This window comes from Pseudomonas putida, from assembly GCF_003228315.1.
Taxonomy (GTDB): domain Bacteria; phylum Pseudomonadota; class Gammaproteobacteria; order Pseudomonadales; family Pseudomonadaceae; genus Aquipseudomonas; species Aquipseudomonas putida_S.
Window position 1 is genome coordinate 3,665,203 of the sequence record NZ_CP029693.1, and the last position, 14,493, is coordinate 3,679,695.

Genomic DNA, 14,493 nt, shown 5'->3' on the forward strand with positions numbered 1-14,493 from the left:
CAAGTCAGGCGCGCCAACGCCAACGGGCCAGGGCCTTGATGACTTTCATCCAGAGTTTGCGAGTGACCACCACGATGGCGTTTCCAGAAGGGGGTTGAACAACGTCGGCCAACGTTATCTCAGCGGCCGGGTCCAGGCAACCGGGAATTAGCTTGCGCAGATCGTCGATCACCAATGTCGGAGACTCTTCGGCAATCGGTCGACCATGGTTGTAGCCGTAGCTCAAGGCCACGCACTTGACCCCGGCGGCTTTCGCCGCCAGCACATCACTGCGCGAATCGCCGACAAACAACGATTGCGAGGCCGGGATGTTGGTCATTTTCATCACGAAGAACAGCGCGGCAGGATCCGGCTTTTTCTGCGGCAGGGTGTCGCCGCCGATGATCAGGCGGAAATAGCGACCGATTTTCATCTGATCCAGCAGCGGCGCGACGAAACGCTCCGGCTTGTTGGTGATCAGCGCCATTTCAACGCCTTGCTTGTGCAGCCATTTCAAGGTGTCGCGCACGCCCGGATAGACCACGGTCAGCTCATGGCTCTCGCCGTAGGCCTGCATGAAGATGTCCAGCGCGCGTTCGGCTTCCGCATCATCCACCGCCGAGTGGTCAAGACCGCCGGCCAGCGCACGACGCACCAATACCGGTGCACCGTTGCCAACCCACTCACGCACCGATTCGATGCCGGCAGGTTGGCGACCGAGCTTGAGCAGCATGTTATCCACAGCCACCGCAAGATCCGGGACTGAATCGATCAGCGTGCCATCCAGATCGAACATCACCAGCTTAGGCAGGCTGCCCGGGAACAACTGCTCGAAACCACTCATGGACGAGCCAGTGCCAGTTCGGAGCGCATCTTGTCGATGACTTCCTGATAGTTCGGCGCATTGAAGATCGCCGAACCGGCCACGAAGGTGTCGGCACCTGCCGCGGCGATTTCACGGATGTTGTTCACATTCACGCCGCCGTCGATTTCCAGGCGGATGTCGCGACCGGAAGCATCGATCAACGCCCGCGCCTCGCGCAGTTTGTCGAGGGTGCCGGGAATGAACTTCTGCCCGCCAAAGCCCGGGTTGACGCTCATCAGCAGGATCATGTCGACCTTGTCCATCACGTACTTGAGCACGTCCAGCGGGGTCGCCGGGTTGAACACCAGGCCCGACTTGCAGCCGCCTTCGCGGATCAGTTGCAGGGAACGGTCGATGTGCTGGGTGGCTTCCGGGTGGAAGGTGATGTAGGTCGCGCCGGCTTCGATGAAGTCGCCGACGATGCGGTCCACCGGGCTGACCATCAGGTGTGCGTCGATCGGCGCGGTGACGCCGTACTTGCGCAGCGCCGCGCAGACCATCGGGCCGATGGTCAGGTTGGGCACGTAATGGTTGTCCATGACATCGAAGTGCACGAAGTCGGCGCCGGCGGCCAGGACGTTGTCCACTTCCTCACCCAGGCGGGCGAAGTCGGCGGAGAGAATCGACGGAGCAATTACGAAGGGCTGCATGACGCACCTTTTTTGAGCCAAATCACGATGGCGCGCATTGTATACCTCCTGCTTTGACGCGCGCACCGTGACCGCGATGATTGGGCTTTGCCTAATAGGCCGCGCGATAGATCTTCTCGATATCGACAGCACTCAGTTTGCGCGGATTGTTGCGCATCAGGCGCTCGATCCCGGCTGCCTCCACGGCCATGGCCGGGATGGCATCCTCGGGAACCCCGAAACTGCGCAGCCCGGCGGGGATTTCCACCGCAACGCACAACTCGCGCATGGCCTCCACGGCTTTGTCAGCCGCTTCATTGGCACTCAGATGAGCGGTTTTCACTCCCATGGCCTCGGCAATATTCTGCATCCGCTCGACGCAGGCCATCTTGTTCCAGGTCATGACATAGGGCAGTAACAACGCATTACTGACACCATGAGCAATGTTGAAACGCCCACCCAACGGATACGCCAGCGCATGCACCGCGCCCACCCCGGCATTGCCGAATGCCATGCCGGCCATCAGGCTGGCGGTGGCCATGTCTTCACGAGCCTGCAGGTTAGACGGGTTGGCATAAGCCTTGGGCAATGCCCGGGCGATCAGCTTGATCGCACCGATGGCCAGCGCGTCGGTAATCGGCGAGGCATTAACCGACAGATAGGCCTCGATGGCATGCACCAATGCATCGACACCACTGGCGGCAGTGACACTGCGCGGACAGGTCAGGGTCATCTGCGGGCTCACCAGCGCCACATCCGGCAACAGATAGTCGCTGACGATGCCCTTCTTCAATTGCGCGACCTTGTCCGAAAGAATCGCCACGTTGGTCACTTCCGAACCGGTGCCGGCCGTGGTCGGGATGGCAATCAGCGGCGGGCCCTTGCGCGGCACCTGGTCGACGCCGAACAGATCCTCCAGCTCCCCGTGGTACCCGGCGTACGCCGCCACGCTTTTGGCGATATCAATGGCGCTGCCGCCACCCAGGCCGATCAAGCCGTCATGTCCGCCTTCGCGGTAGACGCGCATGCAGTCTTCCACGATGGCGATTTCGGGGTCGGGGAGCACCCGATCGAAGATTTCGTAGCTGCGCCCTCCCAACTGCGCAAGCGCCAGCTCCACGGTGCCGGATTTGACCAGAGCGGCATCGGTGACGATCAACGGATTATCGATATCCAGGCGTGTCAGCTCGGCGGCCAGTTGCTCGATGGCCCCTGCGCCGGTGATCAGTTTGTGAGCGATTTTGAAAGAGGAAAGACTCATGTGCGCAGCCTCTTATAGATGTGGGAGCTGGGCACAAGAGTAGCTGGGGATTTTGGGTGGGCTGGTATTCAGGTCGTGAATGAACACAGATCCCGAAAACCACGCAGAACTACTGTAGGAGCGAGCCTGCTCGCGATGGACGTCAACGATGACGCGGGCATTCTGGATGCCCACGTCGATCTCAGGTTCCTCGCGAGCAGGCTCGCTCCTACAGGGGAACGTGTCAGGCCTGGGCAGTGCGCAGTTTCTCGCTGCGCCCACGCAGCCATTCCAGCGTCAGCAGCAGAATCACCGAGAAGGCGATCAGCAGTGTCGCGGCGGCAGCGATGGTCGGGCTGAGGTTTTCGCGGATACCGCTGAACATCTGCCGTGGCAAGGTCGCTTGCTCGGGACCGGCGAGGAACAGCGTCACTACCACTTCATCGAACGACGTGGCGAAGGCGAACAACGCACCGGAAATCACGCCAGGCGCAATCAACGGCAAGGTCACCCGGCGGAACGCCACCAGCGGCGAAGCCCCGAGGCTCGCAGCCGCCCGCACCAGATTGTGATTGAACCCCTGCAAGGTCGCCGACACGGTGATGATCACGAACGGCACACCCAGCACCGCATGGACCACGATCAGCGAGAAGAAGCTGTTGCCCAGCCCCAACGGAGCAAAGAACAGATAGCTGGCCACACCAATGATCACCACCGGCACCACCATCGGCGAAATCACCAGCGCCATCACCAGCGCCTTGCCCGGGAAGTCGCCACGGGTCAGGCCAATCGCTGCCAATGTGCCGAAGACCATGGCCAGCACCGTGGCCGCCGGTGCGACGATGATGCTGTTCTTCAGTGCCCGCATCCACTCCGCCGAGGCGAAGAAGTCGTGGTACCACTGCAGCGAGAAGCCCTGCAGCGGGTACACCAGGAAACTGCCGGAGTTGAACGACAGCGGAATGATCACCAGCACCGGCAGAATCAGGAACAACAGGATCAGGCCGCAGAGAATCCGCAAGCTGTAGAACCACACCCGCTCAATGGGCGACATATAAGGACTCAGCATTTCATTTCTCCCCTTAGCCCAGACGCAGGCGGCTTGCGCCCACCAGCCAGCTGTAAATCAGATAAAGCACCACGGTCGCCAGGAGCAGCAGGCCGCCAAGCGCAGTCGCCATGCCCCAGTTGATACTGGTGTTGGTGTAGAAGGCGACGAAGTAGCTGACCATCTGATCGTTCGGGCTGCCCAACAACGCCGGGGTGATGTAGTAGCCGATGGCGAGGATGAACACCAACAGGCAACCGGCGCCGACACCGGCATAGGTCTGCGGGAAGTACACCCGCCAGAAGCTCGCGAACGGGTGGCAGCCCAGGGAAATCGCCGCACGCATGTAGGTTGGCGAGATGCCTTTCATCACGCTATAGATCGGCAGGATCATGAACGGCAGCAGGATGTGCACCATGGAGATGTACACGCCGATGCGGTTGAACACCAATTCCACTGGCTTATCGATGATGCCCATGGCCATCAGGCCACTGTTGATCAGGCCACCCGATTGCAACAGGACGATCCACGCCGCGACACGCACCAGGATCGACGTCCAGAACGGCAACAGCACCAGAATCATCAGCAGGTTGCTTTGCCGCGACGGCAGGTTCGCCAGCAGGTAGGCCAATGGATAGGCGAGCACCAGGCAGATCACGGTGATGATCAGGCCCATCCAGAAGGTGCGGGCGAAAATGTCTAGATAAATAGCTTGGTCCGGCGTGGCTGGCGCCAGCTCACCGAGGTCGTCGATGCGGTGATCGACGGCGGCCAGCAAGTAGTACGGAGTGATGCTGCTGGTGTTGCGGCGCACCGCCTGCCAGTAGGCCGGATCACCCCAGCGCTCATCCAGACCTTCCAGTGCTTCTTTATAAGAGGCAGGCTCAGTGGCGAGTGGCAGTGCGCGGGCCGTTTTGGTTAGCAGGCTACGATAGCCGGCCAGTTCCATGTTCAGGCGCTTGGACAGGTCGCCCAGGGTCTGGTTCTTGCGGGCGTCGGCGAGATCTTCCGCCGCCGCTTTGTAAACCGGTTCAGCGGGCAGGCCTCGGCCGTCCCAGCTGGCGATGGCCGACACGGTGCGCGGCATGCCGCCGACCACTTCCGGGTTGCCAACGCTTTTGTAGAGTAGCGCCGCGATCGGCACCAGGAACACCAGCAACAGAAACAGCACCAACGGCGCGATCAACGCCTGGGCCTTCCAGCGGTTCACCCGCTCGGCGTGCTTGAGCCGTTGCTTCAAGGTGGGGTCGGTGCCCGCGTTCACGGGAACGGCGATAGCCATGGCGTACTCCGGAAATCTTTTGATCATTGCAGAGGCGGGAAACCACCTCGATCGTTTAATGCACACAACCCAAATGTGGGAGCGGGCCTGCTAGCGAAAGCGGAGTGTCAGTCAACAATGATGCTGAAAGTACTGACGTCTTCGCGAGCAGGCTCGCTCCTACAGCGTAAGCCCGCGGTGCGGTCTTACTTGGCAGCCCAGGCGTTGAAGCGCTGTTCCAGTTGCTCGCCGTTGTCAGCCCAGAAGCTGACGTCGATCTGCACCTGGTTGGCGATGTTTTCCGGGGTGGTTGGCATGTCTTTCAGGACATCCTTGGCCAGCAGCGGAACGGCCTGGGTGTTGGCCGGACCGTAGGCGATGTTTTCCGAGTAGGTCTTCTGCTGCTGCGGCTGCACGGAGTAGGCGATGAACTTCTTCGCCGCGTCGGCGCGCGCTTTATCCAGACCTTTCGGGATGGCCCATGCGTCGAAGTCGTAGATACCGCCGTTCCATACCACTTTCAGGTTGCTTTCTTTCTGCACGGCAGCGATTCGACCGTTGTAGGCCGAGCTCATGACCACGTCACCGGAGGCGAGATATTGCGGCGGCTGTGCGCCGGCTTCCCACCACTGGATGTTTGGCTTGAGTTCGTCGAGCTTCTTGAAGGCACGGTCCTGACCGTCCTTGCCGGCCAGCACTTTGTAGACGTCTTTCGGCGCTACTCCGTCGGCCATCAGTGCGAATTCCAGGGTGTACTTGGCGCCTTTACGCAGGCCACGCTTGCCCGGGAATTGTTTGACGTCCCAGAAGTCCGCCCAACTGGTCGGTGCGGTTTTCAGCTTGTCGGCGTTGTAGGCCAACACGGTGGACCACACGAAGAAGCCCACGCCACATGGCTGGATGGCGCCCTTGACGTAGTCTTCGGACTTGCCGAACAGGGCCGGGTCGAGTTGTTCGAACATGTCTTCGTCACAACCACGGGACAGTTCCGGCGATTCAACTTCTACCAGATCCCAGGACACGCTCTTGGTATCGACCATGGCTTTTACCTTGGCCATCTCACCGTTGTATTCGCCCGCCACGATCTTGCCGTTGCCTGCCGCTTCCCACGGTGCGTAGAAGGCTTTGACCTGAGCCGCCTTGTTCGCCCCGCCAAAGGACACCACGGTCAGGTCCGGGCCGGCGGCCATTGCGCCCGCCGCCCCCATCATGCCCAGTGCCAGAGCGGTGAATTTCAGGGATTTCAACATTTATTGTTCTCTCCACGTGCAGGGTTGGTGTGTTGAAGCGCGGGCGATCAGTTCGCCTCTAGAATCGGGTCGAGCGCACGTACGTGCTCGACCTGCCAGCCAAGCGGAACCACATCACCGACCGCGAGCGCGGGATCGAGCTCGGCAATCGGTTGTTTCACGAAGAAGTCGGTCTTGCCACAGACTTCCATGCGAACCCGGACGTGGTCGCCCAGATAGATGAATTCCTCGACTCGCCCGGAGAAGCGATTGACGCATTGGTCGCTGGAGCCATTGAGGCTCACCCGCTCCGGGCGAATGGACAGGGTCACTGGCTCGCCGGTCTTGCCGACATTGACCGCCAGTGCTTCAACTTTTTCACCACGCCCCAGCTCCACGATGCAGCGGTCGCCGGACTGGCTGTGCAGACGTCCGTTGAGACGGTTGTTTTCGCCGATGAAGTTGGCGACGAAGGTGTTTTTCGGCTCTTCATAGAGCGTGCGTGGGGGTGCGATCTGCTGGATCTCGCCCTGATGGAACACGGCCACGCGGTCGGACATGGTCAGGGCTTCGCCCTGGTCGTGGGTCACGTAGACCACGGTCACGCCCAAACGCTGGTGCAGATGTTTGATTTCCATCTGCATGTGTTCACGCAGTTGTTTGTCGAGGGCGCCAAGGGGTTCGTCCATCAACACCAGTTGCGGCTCGAACACCAGCGCACGGGCGAGTGCCACGCGCTGCTGCTGGCCACCGGACAGTTGCCCCGGATAGCGCTGGGCAAAGCTGTTGAGTTGCACCATGTTCAACACGCGCTTGACCTTGTCGCCAACCTCGCTCTTGACCATGCCGCGTACGGTCAGGGGGAACGCAAGGTTCTCGGCGACAGTCATGTGCGGGAACAAGGCGTAGTTCTGGAACACCATGCCGATGTCACGCTTGTGCGGCGGCACGTTGTTGATGGAACGCCCGGCCAGCAGGATTTCACCCGCCGTCGGCGTTTCGAAACCGGCGAGCATCATCAGGCTGGTGGTCTTGCCGGAGCCGGACGGCCCGAGCAGGGTGAGGAATTCGCCTTTGCGAATATCCAGGTTGAGGTCTTTGACGATCAGGTTTTCGCCGTCGTAGCTCTTCTGCACTCCACGAAAGCTGACCAGAACATCATTGGCCCCTGTACTTGAATCGACCTGGCTCATACCCACACCTTTGTTGTGATGACTGCTGTGGACTAAGCCTAGTGGACGCTGGGACGTGCGCAAATCGGGCCGCAGGAGAGATTCGCCTCAGCGGGATGGAAGGTTGGGGGTAGGGATTGCCCTACAAGGATGGCGGGAATTGGCATACGCAGCGGCAAGCTTTCAGCCACAAGCCGCAAGAACAAGCGAAAGCGCTTGCTCGGGCATGTCGCAAATGAACAAGGCGACGCGCCCCCTGTAGGAGCACAGCTTGCTGGCGATGGCGGTTTTGAGGGCGCCATCGCCAGCAAGCTGTGCTCCTACAGGGGGATCAGTGGCATTTAGAGGAGCTTGTGCTCCATGGCGTACTTCACCAATTCAGCCAGGGAGGTGATGTTGAGCTTCTGCATCAACCGCGCCTTATGGGTGCTGATGGTCTTGCTGCTCAACGCCAGTTGCTGGGCGATGTCGTTGACGTTGGCGCCCTGGGCCAGACGTTCGAACACGGAAAACTCACGTTCGGAGAGCAATGAATGTAACGGCCGCGAATCGGTCAGGCCGACTTCGAAGACCATGCGGTCCGCCAGATCCGGATCGATGTATCGCCCACCCGCCGCGACCCGGCGGATGGCCGTCAGCAACAGGGACGGATCACTGTCCTTGGTCGCGTAGCCGGCAGCGCCGACCTTCAACGCCCGGGCCGCCATCTGCGCTTCGTCGTGCATCGACAGCACCAGGATCACCGGCGGATTGTTCAGCGCGCGAATCCGTGGAATCGCTTCCAGACCATTCACCCCCGGCATGGAGATATCGAGCAACACCACTTCGCAAGGCACATGCCGCAGGGTCTCGAGCAACTGCTCGCCATTGCTCGCCTCTCCCACCACCTGCAGGTCCTTGGCCAGGCCGATCAGTTGCTTGATGCCTTCGCGGACAATGGTGTGGTCTTCGGCTACCAGTACACGGATCACTTACTTCTCCTCATCCAACGGCACACGCACGGTCAGTGTCGTGCCCTCTTCCAGCTCGCTCTCGAGCGACAATTGTCCACCCATGATCAACACCCGCTCGCGCATGCCGACCAGACCGAAGGAAGTCGGCCGCTCAGCCGACGCGACAAATCCTACGCCATCATCGGCAACGGTCAGACACAGTTCGTCGCCCTCAAGGGTCAGTGTCAGTTCGACAGTATGCGCCTGGGCGTGACGCATGACATTGGTCAGTGCTTCCTGAAGGATGCGAAACAGGCCGACCGCCTTGGCGTCGCTGAGCACCGGCAAATTGTCGGGGACCTGCACCAGACACGGAATCTGCGTACGCGCCTCGAAGCGACGCGCCTGCCACTCGATGGCTGAGGCGATGCCGGCATCGAGAATCGGCGGGCGTAACGCGGTCGCCACGTCACGCACCAGCTGGAACAGCTGGGCAATCAGGCGCTTCATGCTGTTCAAGCGTTCGTGCAGGCCGGGATCGAGTTGTGCGTAGGCCAGTTCGCACATGGAGGTTTCCAGCTTCAACACGGTCAACATCTGACCCAGTTCGTCGTGGACTTCCCGGGCTATCCGGGCCTTTTCCTCCTCACGCACGCTTTCCAGGTGCGCGGACAGTTCCCGTAACTGCTCCCGCGAGCTGGCCAGTTCCAGCTCGATGCGTTTGCTTTCGCTGATGTCCCAGACAATGCCGTCCCAGACATAGGCACCGTCCTCCAGTTGCCGGGTAATCGCCTTGATTTCCGCCCAGCGCTGTTCGCCCTGGCGCGTGAGAATCCGCCCTTGCCACGACCAGTCGCTGTCGGTGTCCAGCGCATGATCCTGGGTCTGGTGATAGCTGGCCTTGTCTTCCGGATGCACGAGGCTGCGCAGGCCTTTATCGCGATGAGCCAGGGTAGCCGGCGAGTAACCCACCAGACTTTCGCTGCCTTCGCTGATGTAGGCAAAATCGATCTGCCCTGACCCCGGCGCTCGCTCAAAGCGAAAGACCAGGCCCGGCACGTTCGCCGCGATCCCTTGCAATCGCGCTTCACTTTCCTGCAATGCCGCCAGGGCGCGGCGGCGCTCGGTGACATCGGTGAGGTAGACCACCAGGTACTCGCCATCGCGGAATCGCAGGAAACTCAGCGAGACATCCGCCGGCAGGATGCTGCCATCGGCACGCAGGCAATTGGTTTCGAAGCTTTGCGGGGATTCGTCGCTGGCCCGGGCGCGTTTCCACAGGTTCAGCCAGCGGTCCATGTGCAGGCCAGGCTCGAAGTCGATCAGCGGCCGATCGATGATCTCGCCCGCGGAATATCCCAGCATGCTTTCGGCGGCGCGGTTGGCATAACGCACGTGACTGTCCCAGTTGACCCAAAGGATGCCGACGGTGCTCTGGTCAATGGAGAACTGGGTGAGTCGCAGCGCCTCCTCGCTCGCGGCACGCAAGGCAATGTCCTCCTGCGCCGCCGCCAGTCGCTGCTCCAGGCTGCGTTGCTGACGACGCTGCCAATAGACGATGGCCATGCTGCTCAGTGCCAGCACCAGAAACAGCAAAGAGAGATTCTGCCAAAAGCCCGGTGATTCACTGAGCCGCGGATATTTGGGTTGCAGCCATTGGTCGTGCAGTTTTTCCAGATCCTTGGCCGGGATTGCACGCAGCGCGGTCTCGATGATGCCCGCCAACTCCGGCTCGTCGCGCCGGGTCGCCACCCGCAGCAATTGCGGCAGTCCGATATCGCCTACCACCACTAACCCGGCGAACTCGGGTTCGCTGGAAAGACGCCCCAATTGCGCCTCATCCACCACGGCGTACCCGGCTTGCTGGCTCAACAACAGTTGCAACGCCTGGCGCTCGAGCGGAACGCCCTGCAGGTTCAGGTGCGGGTAGTTGCTGCGCAGGTACTCGGCGGTCGCACTGGGCATGCGGACGGCGACGCGGGTCTGGCTGTCGAGTTTTTCCAGCTCCACCGCGCCCGTGCTTTTCTGGTCACTGACCACCAGTTGTGGAACGCGCATGTACGGGTCAGTGAACTGCCAGAGGCGCAGGCCACCGGGGGTTTGGATCAGGCCCGGGGCGATATCGATTTCACCGGCACGCGCCGCCGCTTCCAGCTGTTCGACGTCAGGGAAATTACGCCAGCTCAACTCGACCTTGAGCGCTTTGGCGAGCCACTTCATCACCTCGACGTTGACCCCGGAAAGGCGCTGCAAGCGGCGATCGTATTGCGCATAGGGCGCCTGCAGCACCAGCCCCACACGCAATTCGCTCTGTTGCGCCAGCCATTGCTGCTGTTTGGGCGATAACGCCGCGACGTGCGCCGGGGGCACGACCGCCGCCCAGCCCATCAAGGGAAACCACAACCAGCCGATAACCCACAGGCAGCGAAAACGCATCATCGAACTCTCACACACTGACAAATACTGACCAACCCATTAGGCTGCCGGAATCACTTCTGGCCTGGAATATCCGATGCCCCCTGTCTACCGCCTGGCACTGCCAGCATTGTGCCTGTCGCTGATCCTGCCATGGGCTTTTTCCGTCGAGGCTGCCGCCCCGGTTCCCGCTGCGCCCGACGCCACGGAAAAGCCTGCCGAAGAAAAGCCGGCCGAGCGTCAACCTCTGCCCGAGCGTAGTCAGGAAGAAGCCGCAGCGCTGGAACGAAAAATTCCCGCCCAGGAGCAACAACAACTGCAAGCGGGCGGCGACACCTTCCTGGCCCTGTGGAAACCGGCCAATACTGCCGATCCCAAAGGTGCGGTGATTATCATCCCCGGTGCCGGCGAAACAGTTGACTGGCCTCAAGTCATTGGCCCATTGCGACGCAATTTGCCGAACGCCCAGTGGAGCAGCCTGAGTATCACCTTGCCGGATCTGCAAAGCGATGCCATCGCGCCACGGGTTGTGGAAGTGCCGCCGGCGCCCAAGGCTCCGGACACCGCAAGCAAGGATTCGACAACCGCCGCCCCTATCGAACAGGTGGCCGGCGGTGAGGCCGACGTCGCTGACAAGCCCATTGCCGAAACCAGCGAGGAGCACGCCAAGGAGGATGCCGAGCGAATTTTCGCCCGCATCGACGCGGCCATCGCTTTCGCCGAACAGCAAAGCGCCCGCAGTATCGTCGTATTGGGTCATGGAACCGGCGCCTATTGGGCCGCGCGCTACCTGAGCGAGAAGCAGCCCTCGCAAGTCGAGCGGTTCGTCATGGTCGCCGCGCAGACACCGGTCCAGGCCAAGCCGAAACTGGACGAACTCGCGCCAGCTTTGAAGTTGCCCACCGCCGACATTTTCTATGTGGATAAACCGCTGGATCGCAATGCGGCGCTGGATCGCTTGCAGGCCAGCAAACGCTTGAAGTCCTCGGCGTTCAGCCAGGTATCGCTCAAAGCGTTGCCGGGGGATGGCAAGGCGCAGCAGGAGCAATTGGTGCGGCGGGTGCGGGGTTGGTTGAATCCGCAGAATGTGGCGGACTGAAAGACCGGGGCGACCCAATCGCGAGCAGGCTCGCTCCCACATTTGATTTTCAGTGTTCGAAAATCCAGTGTGGGAGCGAGCCTGCTCGCGATTGGGCCATCAAAAACAACGCATCACTGTCCGGCTTAGCGAAAATCCCGCCGCTGACGAATCAATGTGTAGGCGTTATGCAGTTCCCGGGTTTTCTCGGTCGCCTCGCGCACTTGCGACGCCGTCGCGCCGCTGCCCGCGATCTTGTCCGGATGATGGCGACTGAGCAGCCGCCGGTAGGCGCGTTTGATCTGCGCCGGCTCAGTGGTGGCAGACACGCCCAGCAGTCGCATGGCCTCCTGGTAAGTCACGACACCGCTGACCTGCGCACGTTTGTGCGGCTCATAGTCCGTCGCCAGCGCCTGCACTTGATGCGGTGTCCATCCCAGCCACTTGCCCCATTGCGCGATCAGCTCACGCTCGCTGCTACCCGCCCGACCATCAGCCCAGACCATCCGCCAACAAGCGCGCAAAACGCCTTCGGCCGCATGGGGCTGAGCGCTCAGGCGGCGCAAGTATCCGCGCAACCGGTCATTGCCCGATTTGCCACGGTTGAACGCAGCAATGGCCCGGCGCTGGGCCGGTTCGTTCATTTCCAGTGAGCGCATTTCCTGGCGCGCCTGCTGGATATGACCATCCACGACACGCCCGTCACACTTGGCCAGCCTTCCCAGCAAAACGAAGAGCAACTCATCGTTACGCAGGACGGGACGACCACCAAGTCGCTCGAGCAGATGCGCCCAACTCTGCAAATGCAAACGTCGATCCAGCGCCTGGCCCAACAAAGCGCCGAGCATGGCCCCCGGAATACTGGCAATGGCAAAGCCTGCTCCGGCTCCAATCAGAGTCCCTGGCCACAGCATGTCAGCGTCTCGCTTCAATCAGTGCTTCAGCCTCGGCCAGACGCTCGTGCGTGCCGACATCGACCCACTGCCCGTTCAGGCGTTCGCCGGACACCTGCCCGTTCGCCATCGCGGTACGCAGCAGAGGCGCCAGCTTGAACGCACCCGCCGAGCAACCTTCGAACAGTTGCGGGTGCAGCACGGCGATGCCGCTATAGGTCAGATTGGAGTTGCCCGGCTGACCGTCGCGGACCTGCCCGTCTATCAACTGAAAGTCCCCGGACGGGTGATGAGCCGGGTTTTCGGCCAAAACCAGGTGAGCCAGGCCGACGATGTGCTGATGCAACACGCTGAAGTCGTAATCGGTCCAGATATCGCCATTGACCACGACGAAAGCTTCATCGCCCAGCAACGGCAACGCCCGGAAAATCCCACCCCCGGTTTCCAACGGCTCCCCCTCAGCCGAGTACTGGATGCTGACGCCATAACGCGAGCCATCACCCAGGTAATCTTCGATCTGCTGACCGAGCCAGGCGTGGTTGATCACGATCTCGGTAAAGCCGGCAGCGGCCAACGCGCGCAGGTGATACTCGATCAACGGCACCCCGCCGGCACGAACCAGGGGTTTTGGCGTGGTCAGCGTCAGCGGACGCATGCGCTCGCCTTTGCCTGCCGCCAGAATCATCGCCTTCATGCTTTCACTCCGGCGCGCAAACTGGCCAGCAACACGTCCAGCTCTGCAAGTTCGGGACGACGGGCAATCACGGCTTCTATATAGGCAAAGAAACGCGGCACATCGGTCAGGTAACGCGGCTTGCCATCGCGATGGCAGATGCGGGCGAAGATGCCGATCACTTTCAGGTGACGCTGTACGCCCATGAGGTCACTGGCACGCAGGAAGTCTTCGAAGTCCGGCTGCACGGGAATATTCAGTGCGACAGCCTGTTGCCAGTAACGCTCCAGCCAGACGCGCACGCGCTCTTCGGGCCAACTGAGGAACGCATCCTTGAACAGGCAGGTCACGTCATAGGTCACCGGACCGTAGACCGCGTCCTGAAAATCCAGCACGCCGGGATTCGGCTCGCTGAGCATCAGGTTGCGCGGCATGTAGTCGCGGTGCACCAGGACCTTCGGCTGGGCGAGGGCGCTGTCGATCAGCAGATCACTGACCTGCTGCCAGAGCACTTGCTGGGCCGCGTCGAATTCGATGCCCAGCTCGCGCTTGACGTACCACTCGGGGAACAGTTCCAGCTCCCGGCGCAGCAGCGCGACGTCATAACTGGGCAGCGGCGCAACCATCGGCAACTGCTGGAAAGCCAACAGCGCCTGCAGGGCATCGTTGAACAAATCGTCGGCGTTTTCGCCGTCGATCACGTCCAGATACGTCTTGTTGCCCAGGTCATTGAGCAAAAGAAAACCGCGCTCGAGGTCTTCGGCATAAATTTTCGGCACATTTATTCCGGATTTCGCCAGCAAAAAAGCGATATCCACGAAAGGTTTGCAGTTTTCCTGGGGCGGTGGCGCATCCATCACGATGAAACTTTTGCCTGCGCCCTCCCAACGGAAATAACGCCGGAAACTCGCGTCGCTACTGGCCGCGGTCAACGTGGCCGGGGGTACGGCACCCCAACCCTGTTCTGCAAAAAGGATCGCCAACTGTTCATCGAGCCAAACTTTCAGGTGTTGCAAACGTACATCTTGGTCAGGCATTGCAAGGGTCTCCGACGGCGCTAGCCGTCAAGCGGGTCATGC

General features: G+C 61.1%; 13 protein-coding genes. 1 reads left to right on the forward strand and 12 read right to left on the reverse strand.

The genetic code is table 11. The annotated features are described in order from the left end of the window. Window positions 1-4: 4 nt before the first annotated feature. From DKY63_RS17165 to DKY63_RS17210, 9 genes are all read right to left on the reverse strand, one after another. Complete coding sequence (locus tag DKY63_RS17165) at window positions 5-823, reverse strand: phosphoglycolate phosphatase (RefSeq protein ID WP_110965157.1); 819 nt, start codon at window positions 821-823, stop codon at window positions 5-7. Then, complete coding sequence (gene rpe / locus DKY63_RS17170) at window positions 820-1,494, reverse strand: ribulose-phosphate 3-epimerase (RefSeq protein WP_077048203.1); 675 nt, start codon at window positions 1,492-1,494, stop codon at window positions 820-822. The genes DKY63_RS17165 and rpe overlap by 4 nt, the downstream gene beginning before the upstream one ends. 91 nt (window positions 1,495-1,585) lie before the next feature. Further along, window positions 1,586-2,734, reverse strand: a complete 1,149-nt coding sequence (locus DKY63_RS17175; protein ID WP_110965158.1) for an iron-containing alcohol dehydrogenase — start codon at window positions 2,732-2,734, stop codon at window positions 1,586-1,588. 223 nt (window positions 2,735-2,957) lie between these two features. Further along, window positions 2,958-3,782 (reverse strand): ABC transporter permease, encoded by an 825-nt coding sequence (locus DKY63_RS17180; protein ID WP_110965159.1) that lies wholly within the window; start codon window positions 3,780-3,782, stop codon window positions 2,958-2,960. Window positions 3,783-3,795: 13 nt separating this feature from the next. Beyond that, window positions 3,796-5,043, reverse strand: a complete 1,248-nt coding sequence (locus DKY63_RS17185) for an ABC transporter permease (protein ID WP_110965160.1) — start codon at window positions 5,041-5,043, stop codon at window positions 3,796-3,798. Between the two features lie 185 nt (window positions 5,044-5,228). Continuing rightward, window positions 5,229-6,272: an ABC transporter substrate-binding protein gene (locus DKY63_RS17190; protein ID WP_110965161.1), complete on the reverse strand. Its 1,044-nt coding sequence runs from the start codon at window positions 6,270-6,272 to the stop codon at window positions 5,229-5,231. A gap of 47 nt (window positions 6,273-6,319) precedes the next feature. Beyond that, complete coding sequence (locus DKY63_RS17195; RefSeq protein WP_110965162.1) at window positions 6,320-7,444, reverse strand: ABC transporter ATP-binding protein; 1,125 nt, start codon at window positions 7,442-7,444, stop codon at window positions 6,320-6,322. Window positions 7,445-7,764: 320 nt separating this feature from the next. Then, a complete protein-coding gene (locus DKY63_RS17205; protein WP_110965164.1) occupies window positions 7,765-8,394 on the reverse strand; it encodes a response regulator in 630 nt (209 codons plus the stop codon). After that, window positions 8,395-10,794: a PAS domain-containing sensor histidine kinase gene (locus DKY63_RS17210; protein WP_110965165.1), complete on the reverse strand. Its 2,400-nt coding sequence runs from the start codon at window positions 10,792-10,794 to the stop codon at window positions 8,395-8,397. Between the two features lie 73 nt (window positions 10,795-10,867). On the opposite strand from DKY63_RS17210, the gene DKY63_RS17215 reads away from it, so the two are divergent. Continuing rightward, window positions 10,868-11,869, forward strand: a complete 1,002-nt coding sequence (locus DKY63_RS17215; protein ID WP_110965166.1) for an alpha/beta hydrolase family protein — start codon at window positions 10,868-10,870, stop codon at window positions 11,867-11,869. 125 nt (window positions 11,870-11,994) lie between these two features. On the opposite strand, the gene DKY63_RS17220 is transcribed toward DKY63_RS17215, so the two are convergent. Genes DKY63_RS17220 through DKY63_RS17230 form a run of 3 tightly spaced genes read right to left on the reverse strand, consistent with a single transcriptional unit; the run spans window position 11,995 to window position 14,451 of the window. Next, entirely contained in the window at window positions 11,995-12,762 is a 768-nt protein-coding gene (locus tag DKY63_RS17220; RefSeq protein ID WP_110965167.1) for a TerB family tellurite resistance protein, read from the reverse strand. Window position 12,763: 1 nt separating this feature from the next. Continuing rightward, window positions 12,764-13,435 carry an N-acetylmuramate alpha-1-phosphate uridylyltransferase MurU gene (gene murU / locus DKY63_RS17225; protein WP_110965168.1) on the reverse strand — a complete coding sequence of 224 codons (672 nt, stop codon included), beginning with the start codon at window positions 13,433-13,435 and terminating at the stop codon, window positions 12,764-12,766. Next, on the reverse strand, window positions 13,432-14,451 hold the full coding sequence (locus DKY63_RS17230) for an aminoglycoside phosphotransferase family protein (protein ID WP_110965169.1): 1,020 nt from the start codon (window positions 14,449-14,451) through the stop codon (window positions 13,432-13,434). Before DKY63_RS17230 ends, murU begins: the two co-directional genes overlap by 4 nt. Between the last annotated feature and the right edge of the window lie 42 nt (window positions 14,452-14,493).

Excerpts from the sequence above, each read along its gene's own strand:
- DKY63_RS17165 (WP_110965157.1), bottom strand. The coding sequence starts at position 823 with ATGAGTGGTTTCGAGCAGTTGTTCCCGGGCAGCCTGCCTAAGCTGGTG.
- rpe (WP_077048203.1), bottom strand. The coding sequence starts at position 1,494 with ATGCAGCCCTTCGTAATTGCTCCGTCGATTCTCTCCGCCGACTTCGCC.
- DKY63_RS17175 (WP_110965158.1), bottom strand. The coding sequence starts at position 2,734 with ATGAGTCTTTCCTCTTTCAAAATCGCTCACAAACTGATCACCGGCGCA.
- DKY63_RS17180 (WP_110965159.1), bottom strand. The coding sequence starts at position 3,782 with ATGCTGAGTCCTTATATGTCGCCCATTGAGCGGGTGTGGTTCTACAGC.
- DKY63_RS17185 (WP_110965160.1), bottom strand. The coding sequence starts at position 5,043 with ATGGCTATCGCCGTTCCCGTGAACGCGGGCACCGACCCCACCTTGAAG.
- DKY63_RS17190 (WP_110965161.1), bottom strand. The coding sequence starts at position 6,272 with ATGTTGAAATCCCTGAAATTCACCGCTCTGGCACTGGGCATGATGGGG.
- DKY63_RS17195 (WP_110965162.1), bottom strand. The coding sequence starts at position 7,444 with ATGAGCCAGGTCGATTCAAGTACAGGGGCCAATGATGTTCTGGTCAGC.
- DKY63_RS17210 (WP_110965165.1), bottom strand. The coding sequence starts at position 10,794 with ATGATGCGTTTTCGCTGCCTGTGGGTTATCGGCTGGTTGTGGTTTCCC.
- DKY63_RS17215 (WP_110965166.1), top strand. The coding sequence starts at position 10,868 with ATGCCCCCTGTCTACCGCCTGGCACTGCCAGCATTGTGCCTGTCGCTG.
- DKY63_RS17220 (WP_110965167.1), bottom strand. The coding sequence starts at position 12,762 with ATGCTGTGGCCAGGGACTCTGATTGGAGCCGGAGCAGGCTTTGCCATT.
- murU (WP_110965168.1), bottom strand. The coding sequence starts at position 13,435 with ATGAAGGCGATGATTCTGGCGGCAGGCAAAGGCGAGCGCATGCGTCCG.
- DKY63_RS17230 (WP_110965169.1), bottom strand. The coding sequence starts at position 14,451 with ATGCCTGACCAAGATGTACGTTTGCAACACCTGAAAGTTTGGCTCGAT.